This is a genomic window from Mycolicibacterium hippocampi, from assembly GCF_010723735.1.
Taxonomy (GTDB): domain Bacteria; phylum Actinomycetota; class Actinomycetes; order Mycobacteriales; family Mycobacteriaceae; genus Mycobacterium; species Mycobacterium hippocampi.
On sequence record NZ_BLLB01000002.1, the window covers coordinates 3,724,833 to 3,747,066 of the forward strand.

The window sequence follows — 22,234 nt, forward strand, 5'->3', positions numbered from 1 at the left end:
AGCGACATGACCCAGACATCGCCAGCATCGCCGGATCGCCGCGCGATCATCACCGAGGCGCTGCGCAAGATCGACGACCTCAACGCGCGGCTGGAGATCGCGGAGAAGACGGAGACCGAGCCGATCGCCGTGGTCGGGATCGGTTGCCGCCTGCCCGGTGGTGTCGGCAATGCCGACGAGTTCTGGAAGTTGCTCGAAGGTGGCGTCAGCGGTGTCATCAGAGTGCCGGCCGACCGATGGGACGCCGACGAGTTCTACTCGCCGGACTATTCGGTGCCCGGCACCATCTGCAACCGCGAGGGCGGTTTCCTGACCTCGTGGCAGCCCGACGAGTTCGACGCCGAGTTCTTCTCGATCGCACCGCGCGAGGCCGCCGCGATGGATCCCCAGCAGCGGCTCCTGCTGGAGGTGGCATGGGAGGCGCTGGAGAACGCGGGCATCAACCCGCGGACCCTGCGCGGGTCGGCGGCCGGCGTGTTCGTCGGGATGACCACCAACGACTACTACCACTCGGTGGTCGGCAAGCTGGCACCCGAGGACATCGACCCCTACATCCCGTTCGGCAACGCGCCGAACTTCGCGGCCGGCCGGCTGTCGTACTTCCTGGGGATCCGCGGGCCAGCGGTGGTCAGCGACACCGCGTGCTCGTCGTCGCTGGTGTCGATCCACCTGGCGTGCCAGAGCCTGCGCCGCCGGGAGAGTGACCACGCGCTCGCCGCAGGCGTCAACCTGATCTTGAGCCCGGAGAACAACATCGCGTGCTCGCGGTGGGGGATGTTGGCCCCCGACGGCCTGTGCAAGACCTTCGACGCCGATGCCGATGGCTACGTCCGCAGCGAGGGCTGCGGCGTGGTGGTGCTGAAACGACTGACCGACGCGCTGCGTGACGGCGACCGGGTGCTCGCGGTGGTCCGCGGTTCCGCCGTGAACCAGGACGGCGCCAGCAGCGGCCAGACCGTTCCCAACGGCCCGGCCCAGCAGGAGCTGATGCGCAAGGCGCTGGAGACGTCGCGGCTGGCGCCCTCGGACATCGACTACATCGAGGCGCACGGCACCGGCACGGCGCTGGGCGATCCGATCGAGCTGGACGCGCTCAGCGCCGTCTACGGCGACCGCCAGGACTCCGCGCCGCTGGTGCTGGGTTCGGTGAAGACCAACCTGGGTCACCTGGAGTCGGCGGCCGGTGTCACCGGCTTCATCAAGACCGTGCTGAGCGTGCACCACGGCTTCATCCCGAAGCAGCTGCACTTCAAGCAGCTGACCCCGCAGGCAGGCGAGGCCGCCCGGAAGTTCCGGATCGCCGCGGAGCCGATGGACTGGCCTGCCCTGACCCGCCCGCGCCGCGCAGCGGTGTCGTCCTTCGGCGTCAGCGGCACCAACGCCCACATCCTGCTCGAACAGGCACCTGAGACCGAAGTGGTTGCCGCGCAACCGGAACCGCCGGTCAGCACGCTGATCGTCAGCGGCAAGACCCCGGCCCGGATCGCTTCGCAGGCCGGCCGCCTCGCCGATTGGCTGCAGACCCCCGACGGCGAGGTGGCAAGCCTTGCCGACGTCGCGGAGACCCTGAACCATCGCCGGGCCCAGCACGCCAGGTTCGCCACCGTCGCAGCGAGTGACCGCGAGCAGGCGATCGCCGGGCTGCGCGCCCTGGCCGGCGGCTATCCCGCCCCCGGCGTCGTCGGCCCCAACGATCCGTCCCTCGGGTCGGGCACCGTGTTCCTGTACTCGGGGCAGGGCTCGCAGTGGGCAGGCATGGGTAAGCGGTTGCTCGCCGACGAGCCGGCGTTCGCCGCGGCCGTGGACGAACTGGAACCCGACTTCGTCGCGCAGGTCGGCTTCTCGCTGCGCGATGTGCTGACCTCAGGCGAAACCGTGGTCGGCATCGACCGCATCCAGCCGGTGCTGGTCGGGGTGCAGCTCGCGCTGACCGCGCTGTGGCGCTCCCACGGCGTGAAGCCCGACGCCGTGATCGGACATTCCATGGGTGAGGTGACCGCCGCGGTGGTCGGCGGGGCACTGAGCCCGGCCGACGGCCTCAAGGTGATCGCCACCCGGTCGCGGCTGATGAAGCGGCTGTCCGGTCAGGGCGCGATGGCGCTGCTCGAACTCGACGCCGCAGCCGCCGAGGAACTGATCGCCGACCACCCCGGATTGACCGTGGCCGTGTACGCCTCGCCGCACCAGACGGTGATCGCCGGACCACCCGACCAGGTCGACGCCGCCATCGCGGTCGTCGACGCCCAGGAGCGGCTGGCGCGTCGGGTCGACGTCGACGTGGCGTCGCACCACCCGATCATCGACCCGATCCTCGACGACCTCCGCACCGAGCTGGCGGACCTGACGCCGACCACCCCGACCATCCCGATCATCGTCACCACCGACGAGCGGCCCACCGACGGGACATGCGTTTTCGACGCCGCGCACTGGGTGGCCAACCTGCGCAACCCGGTGCGGTTCGCGCGCGCGGTGGCCACCGCGGGCGCCGACAACGCGACCTTCGTGGAGGTCAGTCCGCACCCGCTGCTCGGCTACGCGATCAAGGACACGCTGGCCGGCCTCGCCGGAGGCGAGGATCCGGGTCCCGCCAAGCATCTGAGCCTTGCCACGCTGCAGCGCGACGCGAACGACACCGTGGTGTTCCACACCAACCTCAACGCCACCCATACGGTGCGCCCGCCGAAGGCGCCGCACCGTGCCGGCCCGCGGGTGCAGCTGCCGGCCACGCCGTGGCATCACACCCACCACTGGATCCAGACCGCGAAGAAGCCGGTGCCGTTGCAGCACAACGGCGCCGCAGTGTCCTCGGCGCCTCCGGACGGGGGCTTCCACAAATGGTTCCACCGGCTGAGCTGGCCGGTGCGCGAACTGGCTTCCGCCGGATCTGCTGGCTCCTGGCTGGTGCTGTCCGACGAATCCGGCAGCGGCCTCGCGGAGCTGCTGGGGCCCACGTCACAGGCGCTGCCGCTGTCCGCTCTGACCGACGACGGCCCCCTGCGCAGCGCTCTGGGCGGCGTGGACCACGTGGTGTATGCACCCGGCGCGCCGTCGGGACGTCTCGACGCCGCCGCGGCCTACGGCGTGTTCGATGAATTGCGGCGACTGGTCGTCGCGCTCGCCGCTGTCGAATCCGCACCCAGGCTGTTCGTGGTCACCCGCAACGCCCAGCCGGTCGCCGAGGGCGACCGGGCGAACCCGGCGCACGCGGTGCTGTGGGGCCAGGGTCGCACCCTGGCGCTCGAGCACCCCGAGTTCTGGGGCGGCCTCGTCGACGTCGACGACACCGTTCCGCCGGAACTGCTAGCGCAGTACCTGAAAGCCGAGGCGGCTGCCGAGGCCGACCAACCCGACGGTGACGACCAGGTCGTCTACCGCAGCGGGGAGCGGCGGGTGCCGCGCTTGCAGCCGCATCCGCTGCCCGCTGCCGAACTGACCAGGCTGGAGAGCGGCACCAGCCACCTGGTGGTCGGGGCGACCGGCAATGTCGGGCCGTACCTGATCCGCCAACTCGCCGAGATGGGCGCCTCGACGGTGGTCGCGGTGTCCCGGCGCGGCACCGGGCTCTCCGAGCTGGCCGCCGAGCTGGCCACAGGTGGGACGACGTTGGTCGAGGTCGCCGCGGACGCCGCCGACGAGGCCGCGATGACCGCGGTGTTCGACCGTTTCGGCGCCGACCTGCCGCCGCTGGACGGGGTTTACCTCGCGTCCCTGGCCGGCGGTGAGGCACTGCTCACCGAGATGACCGACGACGACGTGAACCCGATGTTCCGGTCCAAGATCGACGCCGCGTCGGTGCTGCACAAGCTGACGCTGAAGACGCCGGTCCGGCGGTTCGTGCTGTTCTCGTCCATCACCGGCCTGCTCGGCTCGCGGGCGGTCGCGCACTACACCGCGGCCAACGCCTTCGCCGACGCGTTCGGCTACGCGCGCCGGGCGCTGGGCCTGGCGGCCACCGTCGTCGACTGGGGTCTGTGGAAGTCGTGGTCGGACGCGCAGCCGCAGATGAAGGCGGCAGGCCTGGAACCGATGCCCAACGACGTCGCGATCCGGATGCTGCCCGCCGTGCTCAGCCCCGACGCCGGGGTGAACCTGGTGGTGGCCGGCGCCGACTGGCCCCGGCTGGCCGACGCCTACCGGATGCGTGCCGCGGTCAAGGTGCTCGACCATCTGGTGGCCGACCCCAGCAACGACACAGCCGACGCCGGCGACCTCGATTCGCTGCCTGCGCCGGCGTGGGGCACGGTGCTCGGTGACCCGGTCACCGGCACGGCGCACGATCACCTGTGGCGTGCCCGGCTGCTGCCCGAATCGCGTCCGTACCCGGTGGCGCACCGGGTACGCGGTGTCGAGGTGGTGCCGGTTTCAGTGCTGCTGCAAACCCTTTCGGCAGCCGCGGCACAGTGTGACGGTTCGACCGTCGTCGGGGACATCCGGTTCGAGTACCCGATCGTGGCCGACCGGCCCAAGGCCGTCCACGTGGTGGCCGACGCGACCTCGCTGTCGGTGTGGTCGAGTTCGGGTCCCGACACCCCGGAGCAGCGTTGGACCAGGCATGCCGGCGCCGAATTGAGCCCGGCGCCGGGGGACACCCCGCACGGCGATCAGAGCGCCGGGGCCGAGAAGTTCGACGGGGCGTCGATCGCCGCCCTGCAGCAGGCGTGGGGCGTGGAGGGTCAGCCGTTCGCGTGGACGGTCGCCGAATGCGCGACCACCGCCGCAGGGGTGCGCGCCGACGTGGCGCTGCCCGAGCCGACTGATTCGGCGGTGTCGGTTTCGGCGGCGCTGATCGACGCCGCCGTGCACGTCGCCCGCCTCGCCGACGCCGCCAACGATCAGCTGCTGCTGCCCGCAGCTGTCGAGAGCATCGGCGTGGCCGCCGGGCTGACGGCCGGACACGGCGTCATCGAGGTGTACCGGCGCGACGCGGACACCGACGGGCTCGTCGTGGATGTTCTCGTCAAGGCCGCCGACGGTTCGACGAGCGTGGACATCCGCGGGCTCGCCTACACCGCGGTGGAGTCGATCTCATCCAAGTCCGACCCGGCTGCCGACGAAATTGCCTCGGCAACAACCGAAGTCGTCGACTGGTCGGCGATGGGCCGCAAGGAGACGGTGGACGAGCTGCGGGTGCGGCTGCGCGCGATCCTGGCCCGCGAGCTCGGCATGCCGGAGGACGCGGTCGACGTCGACATGCCGTTCCCGGAGCTGGGGCTGGACTCGATGATGGCGATGAACCTGCTGCGCGACGCGAAGGCGCTCGTGCGCATCGACCTGTCCGCGACGATGTTGTGGAACCACCCGTCGATCTCGCAGATGTCGGACTTCGTCGCCGAACTGCTGGCGCCGATGCAGCAGGCCACCCACGAACCCGCCGAACCCGAGGGTCCCGAGGACAGCTCGGACTCGTTCAGTGTTCTCGACGAGTTGTTCGACAGTATTGAATCCGAAGTCGATTCGGCCACGGCCGGTAGTGAGGGCGCTATCTGATGAAGACAACCTTCGACAGGATCTCGGGCATGACCGCCGAGCAGCGCGACAAGCTGGCGGAGCAGTTCGAGAAGGCGTCCCGCGTCGCGGGGGCCGAACCGATCGCGGTGGTCGGCATCGGTTGCCGCCTGCCAGGTGGGGTGACCGGCCCCGACAGCTACTGGGAGCTGCTGGAGAGCGGCACCAACGCTGTCATCGAGGTGCCCGCCGACCGCTGGGATGGCGACGCGTACTACGACCCGGACCCGATGGCTCCGGGCCGGATGCCCACCAAATGGGGCGCCTATCTCGACGACATCACCGGTTTCGACGCCGAGTTCTTCGGCATCACGCCGCGGGAGGCCGCCGCGATGGACCCGCAGCAGCGGGTGCTGCTCGAAGTGGCCTGGGAGGCGCTGGACAACGCCGGCATCGCGGCCAACCGGGTCCGTGAGCTACGCGCCGCGGTGATGATGGGTGTCTACTACAACGAATACCAGAGCTCGTCGGCCGGCAACCCCGACACCATCGACGCCTACTCGGCCACCGGCAACGCGCACAGCGTGACCGTCGGCCGGATCTCCTACCTGCTGGGGCTCAAGGGCCCGGCGGTCGCTGTCGACACCGCGTGCTCGTCGTCGCTGATCTCGATCCACCTGGCCTGTCAGAGCCTGCGGATGCGCGAGAGCGATCTGGCGCTCGCCGGAGGTGTCAGCCTGAGCCTGCGCCCCGAGACCCAGCTGGCGCTCGCCAAGTGGGGCATGTTGTCGCCGCGCGGCGCCTGCCATGCATTCGATTCCCGCGCCGACGGTTTCGTCCGCGGCGAGGGTGCCGGCGTGGTGGTGCTCAAGCGCCTGACCGACGCCGTCCGCGACGGCGACCGGGTGCTGGCCGTGGTCCGCGGCTCGGCCGTCAACCAGGACGGCCGCTCCAACGGCCTCACCGCACCCAACGCGCCGTCGCAGCGCGAGGTCATCAGCCGGGCACTGCGCTCGGCGGACGTCCCCGCCGCGACGGTGAACTACGTCGAAACCCACGGCACCGGAACCGGTCTGGGCGATCCCATCGAGTTCGACGCGCTGGCCGCGGTGTACGGCAAGGGCGACGTGCCGTGTGCGCTCGGCGCGGTGAAGACCAACATGGGCCACCTCGAGGCGGCTGCCGGCGTCGCCGGTTTCATCAAGACCGTGCTGACGCTGCAGCATGCGAAGATCCCGCCGAACCTGCACTTCGAGAAGTGGAACCCGTCCATCGATCCGTCGGGGACACGGCTGTTCGTGCCGACCGAACCCGCCGCGTGGCCGGCCGGTGAGAACCCGCGGCGCGCGGCGGTCTCCTCGTTCGGCATGGGGGGCACCAACGCCCACATCGTGCTGGAGCAGGGCCCTGACGTGGTGCCTGCCGCGGCCGCGTCAGCCCCGTCGGTGACGACGCTCGTGGTGTCCGGCAAGACGCCGACCCGGCTGGCGGCGTCGGCCAAGGCGCTGGCGGACTACCTGGAACGCGACGGCGCCGAGGTGTCGCTGGCCGACGTCGCCTACACCGTCAACCATCACCGCAGCCGCTACCCGACCATCGCCACGGTGTGCGCCCGTGACCACGCCGACGCGGTCACGGGGCTGCGGGCGCTGGCCGCGGGTCAGCCGGCCCCCGGTGTGGTCGCGCCTCATGACGCCAAAACCGGGTCGGGGACGGTGTTCCTGTATTCCGGGCAGGGCGCGCAGTGGGCCGGTATGGGCAAGTCGCTGCTGGGCGCCGAGCCTGCGTTCGCCGCGGCCGTCGACGAGCTGGAACCCACCTTCGTCGACAAGGTCGGTTTCTCGCTGCGCCAGGTGCTCGAGGCCGGCGAGCCGGTCGTCGGGATCGACCGGATCCAGCCGGTGCTGGTCGGGATGCAGCTGGCGCTGACCGCGCTGTGGCGGTCCTACGGCGTGGAACCCGACGCGGTGATCGGGCACTCGATGGGTGAGGTGACCGCCGCGGTCGTGGCCGGTGCGCTGACCCCCGCCGAGGGCCTCGACGTGATCGCCACCCGCACCCGGCTGATGAAGCGCCTGTCGGGTCAGGGCGCGATGGCACTGCTGGAGCTGGACGCGACGGCCGCCGAGCGCCTCATCGCCGACCGCCCTGACGTCACGGTGGCGGTGTACGCCTCGCCGAAGCAGTCGGTGATCGCGGGCCCGCCCGAGCAGGTCGACGAGCTCGTGGCGATGGTGGATGCGCAGGGCAAGCTGGCCCGCCGCATCGAGGTGGACGTGGCCTCGCACCACCCGACGATCGACCCGGTGCTGCCCGAGCTGCGCGACGCCCTGTCCTACCTGGCCCCGGCGGCACCGAAGATCCCGCTGGTGTCCACAGTGGCGTACGCCGGTTCGGCGCCGCTGTACAGCGCCGACTACTGGGCGGCCAACCTGCGCAACCCGGTGCGGTTCAGCCAGGCGGTGCACGACGCAGCCGCCGACAACAGCAATTTCATCGAGATCAGCCCGCACCCGTTGCTGACGCACGCCATCAGCGACACCTTGAGCGCCCAGCCGACGAACCGGGCGTTCCACGTCGGTGCGACCGTCAACCGCGACCACCCCGAGGTGCTGGCGTTCCATTCGCAGCTGGCCGCGGTGCGGCCCCCGACGACAGCGGTTCCGGAAGGGACCGAGGGCCGGGTGGCCGACGTGCCGCCGACGGTGTGGCAGCACGAGCCCTACTGGATGGTGGACCGCTCGGCCGGGCGGGAGTTCTCCGGCGCGCACCCGTTGCTCGGGTTGCACGTGGAGCTGCCGGCCGGCAACGGCCACGTCTGGCAGTCGGATGTGGGCCTGGACGCCCATCCCTGGCTGGCCGACCACATCGTGCACAGCCTGCCCGTCATGCCTGGCGCCGGCTTCGTCGAGATCGCGTTGGCTGCCGGCTGCGAGGCATTGGGCCTGCCCGCCACCGGCGTCGAGGTCGAGATCGAGGTCGAGCAGATGCTGCCGCTCGACGAGCACACCAGGCTGACCACGCAAATCGTCGCCGACGAGGACGGCGCCCAGCGCGTCGAGATCCACTCTCGGTCCGAGGCGGGCACCTGGACCCGGCACGCGGTCGGCAAGGTCCGGGCGGCAGCAGAACCGGCCGCACCCGCCAGGCTGACGGCCACGACGGGGGAGGGCACGCCGGTCTCGCCGTCGGACTTCTACACCGCCCTGCGCCGCACCGGTGCCCATCACGCCCACGCGTTCGCCGCGCTGACCCGCATCGTGCGCGGCACCGGAACCGCGGACACCGAGATCGTGTTGCCCGACGAGGCGACACCGCACCGGGGCATCGTGTTGCACCCGGTCCTGCTGGACGCCGCGCTGCAGGGGCTGGCCGCCGCGATGGGTGACGAGGTTCTTTCCGACGCCACCGATGTCACGTTCCTGCCTGTCGGGTTCGGGTCCATCCGGGTCTTCGGCGAGCTCGGCCGGCGGGCAAAGTGCCGTGCCGAACTGGTCGGTGTCGCCCAGGACAGCGGCGACGCGACGGGTCGGGTGACCCTCACCGACGACACCGGTGCCGTACTGGCCCTCGTCGACGGTGTGCACCTCAAACGCATCCAGCGGCGCACCGTGCCGTTGCCGTTGTCGCAGAAGATCTTCGACACCAGATGGGTCGAGTCGCCCGTGGCCCCGGGTGGTGCGAAGACCGGCAGCTGGCTGGTGCTGGCGGACGGCGCTTCGGCGCTGGCGACCGCACAGGACTTCGCGACGCGATTCGGTGGCCCGACCCATCGGGTGATGACCGCCGACCTCGGGGACGAATCCGCGGTGCGGGAGGCGTTCGCCGCGGCGACGGCGGATCCGGACCTGCCACCGGCCGGCGTGATCGTGATGGTCGACCAGCCCGAGTTCGACGGAGACGACGCCGCTGGCGGCTTGGCGCATGCGCGCGACCTGATCTGGGGCATCGCGGGCACGGTGCGCGCGATCGTCGGCAGCTGGCACGGCAGGCCACCGCGGCTCTGGCTGGTCGGCCGGGGCGGCCTGGTCGTCGGACAGAGCCCGGAAGCCACTGCGGGACCCGGCAATCCGGGCATCGGCAGCCTCAAGGGTCTGGTGCGGGTGCTGGCCTACGAGCACCCGGATCTGCGGGCGACGCTGCTCGACGTCGGCAGCGACGCTGATGTGGCCGCGATGTTGACGTCGGAGATCGACAGCGACGGCAGCGCCGCACACACCGAAGACGTCATCGCCTGGCGCGGCGGCACCCGGTACGTGGAGCGACTCTCCCGGGCCACACTCCCCGCCGCCGGCGGGGACGTCGTGGTCCGCGGAGACGGCTCCTACATCGTCACCGGCGCGCTCGGCGGGGTCGGCATGGCGGTGGTGCGGTGGTTGGTCGACCACGGCGCGGGCCGCGTCGTCCTCAACGGCCGGGGCGCCCCCTCCGAGGAGGTGCAGGCCGAACTCGATCGGCTCGCGGAGCGCACCCAGATCGTCACTGTTCTCGGTGATGTCGCGCAACCGGGTGTCGCCGAGCGGCTGGTCGCCGCCGCCGAGGACACCGGGATGGCGCTGCGGGGGCTGATCCACTCCGCGGCGGTGCTCGACGATGAGCTCGTCATCGGCCTGACCCGCGAGAGCCTGGACCGGATCTGGGTGCCGAAGGTCGCAGGCGCGCTGCGGCTGCACGAAGTCACCGTCGGCGCCGACCTCGACTGGTGGGTGGGGTTCTCCTCGGTCGCGTCGCTGCTCGGTTCACCCGGCCAGGCGGCGTACGCGTGCGCCAACGCATGGCTCGACGCGCTGGTCGAATGGCGCAGGGCAGCAGGCCTTCCCGGTATCGCGATCAATTGGGGTCAGTGGGCCGAGGTCGGCCTGGCCAGTTCGCTGCGCTTCTCGGTCCTGGATCCGATCACCCCGGCCGAGGGTGTGGACGCACTCGGAGGGGTACTGGCCGCGGGCTTCTCCCGCGTCGGTGTCGCCCGGCTGCGGTTGGACCGGGCCGCGGCGGCGTTCCCCGAGATCCACCAGATCGGTTTCTTCGCCGACTTGGCGGCCGCGCTCGGCAACGATGACGACGACGAGGACTGGGGCGGGGCCGAGGCGCTCAAGGAGATGGACGCCGCGGAGATCAACCGGGTCGTGCTGGCCCGGCTGCGCCGCCGCATCTCCGCGGTGATGGGCTATTCGGACGACAGCGCCGTCGACACCGGCCGCCCGCTGACGGAGATGGGGCTGGACTCGCTGATGGCCGTGCGGATGCGCAACACCATCCGCGGGGACTTCGGTGTGGAGCCGCCGGTCGCCCTGCTGCTGCAGGGTGCCTCCCTGACCGATGTGGCGCTCGACCTGATCCGCCAGCTCGGGCTTGCCGAGGAAGACAGCTCCGAACGCCCCAACGCTCTGCGTGACCGGGCACAGCAGCGTGCGGCAGCACGTCAACGAGCCGCATCGCGGCGGAAAGTGGGACCACGATCGTGACGAGCAGTACAGGGAGTTCGCCGGCCGGGGACGTCCCCGACAACTCGATTGCCGTCATCGGCATGGCCGGACGGTTCCCGGGCGCGGACTCGGTGTCGGCGTTCTGGCGCAACCTGCGCAACGGGGTGGAGTCGATCGTCGACCTCTCCGAGGACGAACTGCTCGCCGCGGGTGTCACCGAGCGTTCGTTGGCCAACCGGTCCTATGTGCGCCGTGCGGCGCTGCTGTCCGGCATCGAGGAGTTCGACGCGGAGTTCTTCGGCTTCACGCCGTATGCCGCCCGCACCCTCGACCCACAGCACCGGCTTTTCCTGCAGTCGATCTACCACGCCCTCGAGGACTCCGGGTACGACCCGGCCGATCTCGAGGCCACCGTCGGTGTGTTCGGAACCAGTTCCACCAGTGGTTATCTGCTGCACAACCTGATGTCGAACTACGACCCGATGATGGTGATCGGGCAGGGCGCCAGCTTCGAGATGGTGAACCTGTCGCTGTCCAACGACAAGGACCACCTGGCGACCCGGGTGGCCCACCAGTTCAACTTCCGGGGACCCGCACTGTCGGTGGCCACGGCCTGCTCGTCGTCGCTGGTGGCCGTCCACCTGGCGTGCCAGTCGATCCTCAACGGCGAGTGCGACATCGCGCTCGCCGGCGGCTCGTCGCTGCGGATCCCGCACCGGGTCGGCTACTGGTACGAACAGGGAACGATGGTGTCGCCGACGGGGCACTGCCGCCCGTTCGACGTCCGCTCCGACGGCACCATCTTCGGCAGCGGTGTCGGCGTCGTCGTTCTCAAGGCGTTGGCGGACGCGCTCGACGACGGTGACCGGATCCATGCGGTGATCCGTGGTTCGGCGCTGAACAACGACGGATCCACCAAGATGACCTATGCCGCGCCCAACGCGATGGGCCAGGCCGAGGTCATCGCCGAGGCACACGCGGTGGCCGGGGTCGACGCGTCGTCGATCAGCTACGTCGAGACCCACGGCACCGGCACCCCGCTCGGCGACCCGATCGAGATCGAGGGGCTGCGCCAGGCATTCGACCTTTCCGACGAAACCCGCAGCGGGCCTTGTTATCTCGGTTCGGTCAAGTCCAACATCGGCCACCTCGAGACCGCAGCCGGTATCGCCGGCCTGATCAAGGCGATCCTGTGCCTGGAGCACCGGGCGATCCCGGCGACCCTGCACTACACCAGCCCGAACCCCGAATTGCACGTCGACCGCGGACCCTTCCGGGTGCGCGGTGCGGACGGGCCGTGGGAGGCCGAGGGGATTCGGCGTGCCGGAGTCAGCTCGTTCGGTGTCGGTGGCACCAATGCGCACATCGTTCTCGAGGAAGCGCCCACGGCGTCCGACCGGGCCCCGGTTGCCTCGCCCCCGCGCCCCCAGGTGCTGGTGCTGTCCGCGAAGACCCAGGAGTCGCTGACCCAGGCGCGTGCCGCGCTGGCCGACGAACTCGCGGCCACCTCGGAGGCCGACGGATTCCGTCTCCCCGACGCCGCCTACACGCTCACCCGGCGACGCAAGGAGCCGATCAGGCTCGCCGCCGTTGTGCACGATCAGCAGGACGCGACGGCGGTGCTCGGCGCCGCCGAGACCGACAACGTGTTCATCGGAGCAGGGGAGCCCGACTGGGACAGTTCCGAGGGTTCCGGCGACAGGGTCGCGTTCCTGTTTCCCGGCCAGGGTTCCCAGCACATCGGGATGGCCCGCGGTCTGCACGACAGCGAACCGGTCTTCGCCCGGCACTTCGACGAGTGCGCCACCGCATTCAGCGACGAGATGGGCTACGACCTGCGCGCGGAGATCTTCGACGGCGTCGGACGCAACCTCGAGCACACCGACCGTGCCCAACCGGCGTTGTTCACCGTCGAGTACGCGCTGGCCAAGCTGATCCAGTCCTACGGCGTGCAACCGTCGATCATGGCCGGCCACAGCATCGGCGAGTACCCGGCGGCCACGCTGGCAGGCGTGTTCGACCTGGACACTGCGGTCAAGGTGGTGTCGATGCGGGCCCGCCTGATGCACGCCGCGCCTCGCGGTGTCATGGTCGCCGTCGCGCTGAGCCCGGAGGCGATCGCCGAGCACCTCACCGCCGACGTCGATCTGGCCACCATCAACGACCCCGGCAGCAGTGTCATCGCCGGCAGCGAGGAGGCCATCCGGACGTTCCAGGCCGCCCTCGCCGAGAAGGGCATCGTCGCCCGCCGGGTCCGCACGTCACATGCGTTCCACTCGCGGCTGATGGATCCGGTGGTCGGTGAGTTCACCGCATTCCTGTCCCGGATGACGTTGCGCGAACCGCAGATCCCGTTGCTGTCGAACATCACCGGCACCACCATGTCGGCCGCCGAGGCGACGAACCCGAGCACCTGGGCACGCCAGATCCGGGCCACGGTGCGGTTCGCCGACGAACTGGACATGCTGCTGACCGACCCGGATCGGGTGCTGGTGGAGGTCGGTCCCGGTGGCACGCTGACGTCCTCGGCGGGGCGTCATCCGCGGTGGTCGTCACGGCACCGCGCGGTACGGCTGATGCGTCACCAGGCGCAGAACCGCAGCGACCACGACACCTTCCTGCTGGCACTCGGCCAGCTGTGGGCGGCGGGCGTCGACGTCGATCTGAACACCGCCCAAGGATCCGACGACAATCCGACGTTGGTGACGCTGCCGGGCTACCCCTTCCAGAAGCAGCGCCACTGGGTGGAGCACAACGCCGGTGCGGCATGGCTGGCCGGTGGCGCCGGCGCCACCGGCGTCACCGACGCAGGTATCGCGGCCGGGACTGCACCCGCCACGGCCAGCGGAAAGTCGCAGGTGGAGACCGCGATGCTGCGCATCTGGTCGCAGTGCCTCGGGCTCTCCGACATCGACCGCAACGCCAACTTCTTCGAGCTGGGAGGAGATTCGCTGATCGCGATCAGCGTGGCGATGACCGCCGGCCACGAAGGGCTCGACCTCACCCCGCAGGATCTCTACGAGAACCAGACGGTGGCCTCGCTGGCCAAGGTACTGACGGCGCGCTACGCCGAGGGCGGGCTGGCACGCCAGAGCCTCGACGACGCCGTCCATCCGCCGGTTCCGCCCAACGTGGCCTACTTCCTCGAGCACGGGCTGCGCGACGTGGGCCGCTGGCGGACCCCGGTGATCCTGCACCTGCGCTCCGATGTCGGAGAGGAGGACGTGAAGGCGGTGCTCACCGCCCTCACCTCGGTGCACGACGCGCTGCGGGTGCACCTCGTGGAGCGTGCCGGCACCTGGGACCAGCACATCGCAGAGCCGGGCGAGTTCGCCGAGTTGGCAACCCGGCAGCTGCCCGACGGTGTCGAGTCGGGCAGTCCGCAGGAGCGCGAGGCGGTGCAGGCGATCCTGGAGGAACAGCTCGGCGAGCACCAGCTGTTGAGCTCACCGCTGACCGCGACGTTCATCCGCGGTACCGGCGGCGGGCCGTCGTACCTGACGTTGGGCGTGCACGGCATCGCCGGCGACGACGTGTCGCGGGACGTGCTGATCACCGACATCTTCACCGCGTTCAACCAGCGGATGTCCGGTGAGGAGATCGTGCTGGCTCCGGTGGCCACGTCGTGGCGGGAATGGTCACAGCGGTGTGCCGCGCTGGCCAGCCATCCGGCCGTGCTGGACAGCCGCGACTACTGGCTCGAGGCCGCCGCGAAACCGTCGTTGCGCGTCGCCGGGCCCGAGGCCGCCGAGGCACCGGGAACCGACGACCTGGTCCGGTTGTCCTCGCCGCTGTCGACTGCCGACACCGGCGAGGTCGACGATGCACGCCGCCGGCTTCGGCTGCCGATCGAGGAGATCCTGCTCGGCGCCCTGGGGCGCACCTTCGCGGCCGCGATCGGCGAGGGCACCGTCGCAGTCGACATGGGCGGCCGGGGACGGTCGGTGCTCAAGCCGGACGTCGACCTGCAGCGCACCGCGGGCTGGTTCACCACCATCCACCCGGTGGCACTGACCTGCGCATCGACCCAGCAGACCAGCGCCAAGCAGCTGCTCGAGGACGTCCGGGACACGTTGAAGGCGGTGCCGCACTACGGCATCGGATACGGCCTGCTGCGGTACATGTACGCCCCGACCGCCCGCGTGCTCGGCGCCGACCGCCCCGCCGACATCCTGTTCTCGCACATCGGGACGATCCCCGACGCGCCGGCCGACCAGCCCGAGGACGCACCGGTGCGCTTCGACTCGGACACGGCGATGCCGATCCGCGACGTGCTGCCCGGCCTCGGCCATGCCTTGGAGCTGCGCGTGTTCCGCGTCGCGGGGGTGCTGCATCTGGACTGGTGGTACGACAGTCGCCGACTCGGCCCCACCGATGTGGAATCCTTTGCCCGTCAGTACTCGACGGCGCTGCTGGACCTCGTCCGGGACGCGCTCGCCGAGGAGGACGTCGATTCGGCAGACGGCGAGCTGGCTCTGGTCGACCTGTCGTGATCACAACCTGGTAGGAGGGGCGCATGGTCAGCTCTGACAAGGCGGTGATCGTCGCCGGGATCAAGAAGTCCTTCGGTGAGGTCGCTGCGCTGCGCGACGTCAGTTTCGAGGTGGAACGCGGCGAGGTGCTGGGCCTGCTCGGCCCCAACGGCGCGGGGAAGACGACGACGGTCAACATCCTGTCGACGCTGATCACCCCGGACAGCGGGCGCGCCCTGATCGCCGGGCACGACGTCGTCAGCGATCCCGCCGGCGTGCGGCGCTCGCTGATGCTGACCGGCCAGCACGTCGCCCTCGACGACCTGCTGACCGGCCGCGAGAACCTGCTGATGTTCGGGCGTCTGCAGGGTCTGAAGAAGAAGCTCGCCAAGGAGCGTTCGCAGGAACTGCTCGAGCAGTTCGACCTGGTGGACGCCGCGGATCGCCCGGTGGGCAACTACTCGGGCGGCATGAAGCGCCGAATCGACATCGCCTGCGGGCTGGTGGTCCGGCCCGAGGTGGTGTTCCTCGACGAGCCGACCACCGGGCTGGATCCGCGCAGCAGGCAGGCCATCTGGGAGCTGGTCACCGACTTCAAGGACGCCGGTATCGCCACGCTGCTGACCACGCAGTACCTCGAGGAAGCCGACCTGCTCAGCGATCGCATCATCGTCATCGACAAGGGCACCGTCATCGCCGAGGGCACCGCCGACCAGCTCAAGGAGCACACCGGCGGCACCTACTGTGAGATCGTGCCGCGCGATGCGCAGGACCTGCCCGCGATGATCTCGGTGCTGGGCCCGATGCTGCCCGACACGATCCGGGCGACGCTGTCGGAGACCTCCGACCGGATCTCGATGCCGGCGCCCGACGGACCGAAGTCGCTGATGGAGGCACTGCACCGGCTCGAGGACGCCGACATCGAGCTGATGGACATCGCGTTGCGCCGGCCCTCGCTCGACGAGGTCTTCCTCGCGCTCACCGGCAACACCAGCCGGGCCCGGCAGGACCGCACAGATGACCTCGAGGCAGCGGACGCATACGCGTGATCGACCAGTCCACGGTTCCGCACGCCGCCCGGCCCGCGGTGTCCACCGTCCAGCAGTGGTGGGTGCTCACTGCCCGCATGATCACCCCGACGCTGCGCAACGGGGAGCTGGCCACCCAGGTCATCGGTTCGATCGTCTTCACCATCGGCTACTACCTGCCGCTCAAGCAGCTGATGGGCGCGGTGCAGCCGTTGAGCAACTACGCCCAGTACCTGACCCCGCTGATCGTGTTGCAGGCGATCTGGTTCGCCGCGGTGTCGGCGGCATTCCGATCGGCGACCGACTCGGTGCAGGGCATCAACCGGCGGTTCCGGGCCATGCCGATCGCCTCGCTGACCCCGCTGGCCTCCCGGATGACCGCGAGCATGTACCGCTGTTGTATCGCGCTGACGGTGTCGGTGCTCTGCGGCTACGTCATCGGGTTCAGGTTCCACGAGGGCGTGCTGTACGCGGCCGGGTTCGTCGGTTTCGCGTTGCTCATCGGTGCGGCGCTGGCGTTCATCGGCGATTTGATCGGTATCGCCACCGAGAATCCTGAGGCGACCGCACCGCTGATGCTGGTCCCGCAGCTGACGCTGGGGTTGGCCTCGGTCGGCCTGCAGCCGGTGGAGAACTTCCCCGAGTGGATCCAGGGATTCGTCCGCAACCAGCCGCTGTCCCAGTGGGTCTACGGCTTGCAGGCGTTCGCCGGTGACAGCACCGACGCCGCGCCCGAGGTGAGCTGGTCGGTGCTGGCCCCCGGGCTGGCGTGGGCGGTGGCCTGCATCGTGGTGGCGGTGTCTTTGCACACCGTGGTGTCCCGGAGACGCCGCTCATGACGGTCGCTGCTCAGCCGTCTGCGGCGCAGGCGCCTCACAGGCCCGGTGGCCGGCACCGGATGCAGCGGGTGTGGGAGAACTCACCCAGGCGGTTGATCCCGCAGACGTGGGTGCTGACCGCGCGGATCCTGCGTCGCTGGAGCCGTGACCCCGCGACGCTGGTCCAGTCGCTGGTCATGCCCGCGGGCTTCCTGGTGGCGCTGGACATCGTGCTCGGCGACGGCATCGAGGCGGTCACCGGCAACAGCGGCCTCTACGGCCAGGTACCGCTGGTGGCGCTGGTCGGCGGGATGACCGGCGCCATCATCGGGGCGGTCAACATCATGCGTGAGCGTGAAGTGGGTCTGCTGTCGCGGTTCTGGGTGGTGCCGGTGCACCGCGGGGCGGGCCTGCTCGCCCGGCTCACCGCCGACGTGGTCCGCATGGTGGTGATCACCCTGGTCGTCCTGGGTGTCGGGGTGGCACTGGGATTTCGCTTCGAACAGGGGATCCCGGCGGCCATCGCCTGGGTGTTCATGCCCGCGGTCTTCGGGGTCGCACTGTCTGCGGCGGTGCTCACGCTGGCGTTGTACTCGTCGAACACGATCGTGCCGCAGGCCACCGAGATCATCATCGCCATGCTGATGTTCTTCTCGATCGGGTTCGTGCCGCTCGACCAGTACCCGGACTGGCTGCAGCCGATCGTCGAACACCAGCCCGTCAGCTACACCGTCGAGGCGATGCGCGGCCTGGCCCTCGAGGGGCCGATCGCCGAGCCGGTGATGTGGACGATGGTGTGGTCGGCGGGCATCTTCGCCGTGTGCCTGGTGCCGTTGGCGATCGGGTACCGCAAGGCCAGCAAGCGTGGCTGACCGCCATCTACGGTGACCGACAGACCGTTTCCGACCTCTCAGGGAGCTCCGACAAACATGTTTCCTTCTTCCGGTATCCGCAAGCTTGCGCGCAGCGAGGAGATGTTCGCCGAGACGCACAACTTCGTCGGGCTGGGCGCAGAGGTGAAGGGAACCGTCGACGCCGACGCGATGTCCGACGCTTTCGACGCGCTGCTGCAGGCACATCCGGTGTTGGGCGGGCATCTGGAGCAGGATCCCGACGGACGCTGGGAGATCGTCCTCGACGACCTGATGCATCCCGGGATCGAGGTGGTCGAACTCGCGGGCGACGCACCGGCGCCGCCGCTGATCTTCGACCAGACGGCGTCACTGGTGCACCTGCGGCTCACGCTGCGCGACGGGCAGGCGCAGCCGACGCTCTACATTCACCACAGCCTCGCCGACGGCCACCACCAGTTCAGCCTCGTCGAGGAGTTGTTCTCCACCTACACCGATCTGGTCACCACCGGGGCCGCCAAGCCGGTGACAGTCCACTCCGCGCCGGACCCGCTCGAGGTGATCCTGGCCAACCGGGGCGTGGAGAAGAAGACCAGGTCCGGTCTGGAGCGTCTGCTGGCCGCCATGTTCGCCTACGATCTGCCGCCGTCACGGCGCGCCCCGTCAGAGGTCAACCCGGTGCTGCCGCAACTGGTCCCGATGGCCTACTGCAAGCTCTCCGAGCGGGACACCGAGAACATCATCGCGTTCTGCCGGGCCAACAAGCTCGGTCTCAACAGCCTGTTGTCGGCGACGGTGCTCACCGCTGAATGGCAGCTGCGAAAAACCCCGAACATCCCGGTGCCCTACGTCTATCCGGTCGACCTGCGCTACCTGCTGTCGCCACCAGTCTCGGCGACGGAGTGTACGAATCCGGTGGGCATCGCAACCTACCTCGCCGAGATCGAGTCCGGCACCGACGTCGTCGACCTCGCGCGCGACATCAACGACACCTTCAAGAAGGACATCGCCGAAGGGGTGATCCAGCAGAGCTTCCTGCATTTCAGCCCGCAATACGTCGGCAACCCGCCCGGCCTGCCCGATGTCGTGATGTTCACCGACAACGGCATCGTGCCGCCGATGCGCACCCCGCCGGACATGGAACTGACGGGCAGCCACGGGGAGCTGTACTTCGCGGTGAGCTCCGGCATCGAGATCTACACCAGCAAGATCTTCGCGGGCCGTCTGATGATCGAGTACCACTCGCACGGACCGGAACCCGAGAAGTCGGTGCAGGCGATCGAGGCGCTGCTCGTCGGCGTCGCGGCGCGACAGGCAGCCGACGGTGTCAGCTGACGGGCCCGAACGCGTAGCGGTGGTACTGCAACGCCGTGCGCACCGGCGGTACCGCGCGCACTGCGCGACCGAGCGCACGGAACGGCCTCGACGCGCGGCCCGCGGTACTCGCGTCGAACAACGTCGCCGCGGCCAGCAGCCGGGTGCCCGGCACCTGGTCGAGGATGTCACGGGGACTGTTGACCGCCCAGAACAGTTGGGATCCGGTCCGCCGCACCAACGTCTGGGTCTTCTGCGACCGGATGCCGACCCAGTTGTAGAAGTCGATCTGCAGCTCGCCCGAACCGAAGCGGTCGACGACGCCGCGCAGCAGGGCGATGCCTTCCTCCTCGGTCAGGTACATGCTGATGCCCTCGGCGAGGAACAGCACCGGGCGGTCCGCCGGAATCTGGTCGAGCCACGACAATTCGGTCGCCGGGGTGGGGAGCAGATGATAGTTCGGCCTACTGGGGTAGATCTGCTCGCGCAACGCGATCACATCGGGGAAGTCGACGTCGTACCACTGCACCTCGGGGCCGGGGTCGATCCGGAAGACCCGGCTGTCCAACCCGCAGCCCAGATGCACGACGGTGCACTCTGGGTGCACGGCCAGGAACTGGCGGGCCCAGATGTCGTACTGCGCGGTGCGCACGGTGACCAGCGGAGCCCACTTGCCGCTCACACCGAGCTCGCGCCAGTCGTAGTCGATGCGGTCGATGGCCTCTTTGGCGAACCGGTCGCCGAGCACCGGGCGCTCGAAGTCGGCATCCAGTGCTTTGAGGTACAGGGTCGTCAGCATCGTCTGCGCGGGGCCGGTGAGATCGATGGAAACCTTCTCGGTCATGCACCAGAGGTTATGCGCAAACGCCTCTGCGGGACAATCAGCGTGGCACCACCGCCTGACACAGGCGCCGGGCTCACAGCGAAAGGAGCAGATGTGTATTCAGCGGACGTGCCCGAGGGGTGTCACCGATGACCGACGTTGCGCGCAGGGTGTTGTTCGTCTACTACTCCTACACAGGTCAGACGCAGAAGGTGCTCGACGCCGCCGCCGAGGCGCTGCGCCAGCGCGGATGCGAGGTGCACATGGCACCCATCGAGTTCATCGATCCCCGGTACTCCGAACGGTTCTCGCGCTTCCCGATGCGCAAGGTGTGGCCGGACATGTTCAGCGTGCTGCCCGCACAGAACCGGGGTGAGACGGGTGAGATCCGCACGCCCGATGCGGTGCGCGACGGAGCCTACGACCTGATCTGCCTGGGTTCGCCCACCTGGTGGGACACCGTGAGCATGCCGTTGCGCTCGTTCCTGAAATCCGCCGAGGCCGCGCCACTGCTCGACGGGACACCCTACGCGGTGTTCGTGGTGTGCCGTCGCAAATGGCGGGGCAACCTGGAGGCGGTGCGCGAACTGGCGGACAAGCAGGGCGGCCGCTTCGCCGACAGCATCCACTTCGGTTATCCCGGCGGGGAACTGACCTCGCTGCTGTCACTGGCGAGCTATCTGGGGTCGGGGGAGTACCGCGAGCGCTATCTCGGCCTCAAGCTTCCGCCCACCAATATCAGTGACGGACAGGTGGATCAGGCCCGCAAGTTCGCGGGCAAGTTGGCGGATCGGTTGTTCGGTGGGCGCGATGCCACGCCCCTTTGACGTCGACACCGACTCGCCGGCCACCGTCGAGGAGATCTGTTCCGCCTTCGCCAACGAGACCTACTGGCAGGCCAGGATCGCCGAGTTCGGCGGCGGTGCCACCACATTGGACGCGCTGTCGGTCGAGTCCGACGGCACCATATCGGTGGCCACCACCCAGGATCTGCGCCACGACGTGCTGCCCGGTGTGCTCGCGAGGGTGTTCACCGGCGGCCTGGAGGTCGTCCGCACCGAGACCTGGCGACCGGCCGGTGAGGACCGGGTGACCGGGGAGGTCACCCTCGCTGCCTCCGGCGTGCCGGGGTCCGGGGCCGGCAGTGCGCTCATCGCCCCGCGACCGGCCGGATCGGGCATGTCGTTGTCGGGAACCATCGAGGTCAAGATCCCGCTTGTCGGCGGCCGGATCGAGAAGTACATCTGTGATCAGATCGCCGTCGAGATTCCTGCGCTACAACGCTTCACCTCGGATTGGATATCAAGCAATGCCTGACACGCCCGATCCCGACGGCCGCCACACCTACATTCCGGGCGAGGTACCGACGACCCCGGAAGCTCTTGGCCGCCTTGACATGCCGTTGATCGACGCGATGATGACCCAGCGTGCGGTCCGCCGTGTCTACCCGGACCCGATCGACGACGCCATCGTGATGAAGTGCCTGGAGGTGGCCCTGCACGCACCGACCGGGGCCAACGGGCAGAACTGGGAGTTCATCGTGGTGAAGGACTTCGAGACCAAGAAGAAGCTCGCCAAACGGTACCGCCAGGCATGGAATCTTTACTACCAGACCGTCATTCGCCGCGCCGCCAAAAAGGACCCGTCCATGGCCAAGACAGCCCGCGCGGTCCAGTGGCAGGTGGACCACTTCACCGAGGTTCCGGTGCTGATCGTGGCGTGCCTACGGCTGGGCGCCAAGGACGGTCGTGTCCCGTTCGTGCCGATGCCGCATGCTGCGCTGTCCGGCTTCTTCGGGTCCATCTACCCGAGCGTGCAGAACCTGTTACTGGCGGCGCGGGCGATGGGGCTGGGCGCCTCGTTGATCACGCTGCCGCTGTGGAGCGTTACGTCGACGCGCCGCACGCTCGGCCTACCGGTGTCGGTGACCCCGTGCTGTGTGGTGCCGCTGGGCTGGCCACGCGGCCGCTACGGGCCGACCACCCGCAGGCCGGTCGCCGAGGTGATGCACTTCAACACCTACGGCAACCGACCGTGGATGGGCACCGACTGAGGGC

At 69.5% G+C, this 22,234-nt stretch carries 11 protein-coding genes; 10 read left to right on the forward strand and 1 reads right to left on the reverse strand.

Annotated elements, in window-relative coordinates:
* The first annotated feature begins 6 nt into the window (after positions 1-6).
* From G6N53_RS18975 to G6N53_RS19005, 7 genes are read left to right on the forward strand one after another with little or no spacing between them, the layout of a single operon-like run.
* A complete protein-coding gene (locus G6N53_RS18975; protein WP_163890934.1) occupies positions 7-5,487 on the forward strand; it encodes a type I polyketide synthase in 5,481 nt (1,826 codons plus the stop codon).
* Positions 5,487-10,910, forward strand: coding sequence for a type I polyketide synthase (locus tag G6N53_RS18980; RefSeq protein ID WP_163890935.1), 5,424 nt, complete (start codon positions 5,487-5,489; stop codon positions 10,908-10,910). The genes G6N53_RS18975 and G6N53_RS18980 overlap by 1 nt, the downstream gene beginning before the upstream one ends.
* Positions 10,904-15,364, forward strand: coding sequence for a type I polyketide synthase (locus tag G6N53_RS18985; RefSeq protein WP_371870895.1), 4,461 nt, complete (start codon positions 10,904-10,906; stop codon positions 15,362-15,364). The genes G6N53_RS18980 and G6N53_RS18985 overlap by 7 nt, the downstream gene beginning before the upstream one ends.
* Positions 15,365-15,387: 23 nt before the next feature.
* Entirely contained in the window at positions 15,388-16,392 is a 1,005-nt protein-coding gene (locus G6N53_RS18990; RefSeq protein ID WP_163890936.1) for an efflux ABC transporter ATPase subunit, DrrA-related, read from the forward strand.
* Entirely contained in the window at positions 16,389-17,210 is an 822-nt protein-coding gene (locus G6N53_RS18995) for an ABC transporter permease (protein WP_163890937.1), read from the forward strand. The genes G6N53_RS18990 and G6N53_RS18995 overlap by 4 nt, the downstream gene beginning before the upstream one ends.
* Entirely contained in the window at positions 17,207-18,061 is an 855-nt protein-coding gene (locus tag G6N53_RS19000; protein ID WP_163890938.1) for an ABC transporter permease, read from the forward strand. Before G6N53_RS18995 ends, G6N53_RS19000 begins: the two co-directional genes overlap by 4 nt.
* A 57-nt stretch (positions 18,062-18,118) precedes the next feature.
* On the forward strand, positions 18,119-19,375 hold the full coding sequence (locus G6N53_RS19005) for a phthiocerol/phthiodiolone dimycocerosyl transferase (RefSeq protein WP_163890940.1): 1,257 nt from the start codon (positions 18,119-18,121) through the stop codon (positions 19,373-19,375).
* Here the strand turns inward: G6N53_RS19005 and G6N53_RS19010 are convergent.
* On the reverse strand, positions 19,368-20,198 hold the full coding sequence (locus tag G6N53_RS19010; protein WP_163890942.1) for a class I SAM-dependent methyltransferase: 831 nt from the start codon (positions 20,196-20,198) through the stop codon (positions 19,368-19,370). The genes G6N53_RS19005 and G6N53_RS19010 overlap by 8 nt on opposite strands.
* 128 nt (positions 20,199-20,326) lie before the next feature.
* Here G6N53_RS19010 and G6N53_RS19015 point away from each other — a divergent pair, with 128 nt between their 5' ends.
* From G6N53_RS19015 to G6N53_RS19025, 3 genes are read left to right on the forward strand one after another with little or no spacing between them, the layout of a single operon-like run.
* Entirely contained in the window at positions 20,327-21,004 is a 678-nt protein-coding gene (locus tag G6N53_RS19015; RefSeq protein ID WP_163890944.1) for a flavodoxin family protein, read from the forward strand.
* A complete protein-coding gene (locus tag G6N53_RS19020; protein ID WP_163890946.1) occupies positions 20,988-21,494 on the forward strand; it encodes a DUF2505 domain-containing protein in 507 nt (168 codons plus the stop codon). The genes G6N53_RS19015 and G6N53_RS19020 overlap by 17 nt, the downstream gene beginning before the upstream one ends.
* Positions 21,487-22,230: a nitroreductase family protein gene (locus G6N53_RS19025; protein WP_163890948.1), complete on the forward strand. Its 744-nt coding sequence runs from the start codon at positions 21,487-21,489 to the stop codon at positions 22,228-22,230. Before G6N53_RS19020 ends, G6N53_RS19025 begins: the two co-directional genes overlap by 8 nt.
* Positions 22,231-22,234 lie beyond the last annotated feature (4 nt).

Bases quoted from the DNA above. Each gene is read 5' to 3' on its own strand.
- G6N53_RS18975 (WP_163890934.1), top strand. From the start codon at position 7: ATGACCCAGACATCGCCAGCATCGCCGGATCGCCGCGCGATCATCACC.
- G6N53_RS18980 (WP_163890935.1), top strand. From the start codon at position 5,487: ATGAAGACAACCTTCGACAGGATCTCGGGCATGACCGCCGAGCAGCGC.
- G6N53_RS18990 (WP_163890936.1), top strand. From the start codon at position 15,388: ATGGTCAGCTCTGACAAGGCGGTGATCGTCGCCGGGATCAAGAAGTCC.
- G6N53_RS19000 (WP_163890938.1), top strand. From the start codon at position 17,207: ATGACGGTCGCTGCTCAGCCGTCTGCGGCGCAGGCGCCTCACAGGCCC.
- G6N53_RS19005 (WP_163890940.1), top strand. From the start codon at position 18,119: ATGTTTCCTTCTTCCGGTATCCGCAAGCTTGCGCGCAGCGAGGAGATG.
- G6N53_RS19010 (WP_163890942.1), bottom strand. From the start codon at position 20,198: ATGACCGAGAAGGTTTCCATCGATCTCACCGGCCCCGCGCAGACGATG.
- G6N53_RS19015 (WP_163890944.1), top strand. From the start codon at position 20,327: ATGACCGACGTTGCGCGCAGGGTGTTGTTCGTCTACTACTCCTACACA.
- G6N53_RS19020 (WP_163890946.1), top strand. From the start codon at position 20,988: ATGCCACGCCCCTTTGACGTCGACACCGACTCGCCGGCCACCGTCGAG.
- G6N53_RS19025 (WP_163890948.1), top strand. From the start codon at position 21,487: ATGCCTGACACGCCCGATCCCGACGGCCGCCACACCTACATTCCGGGC.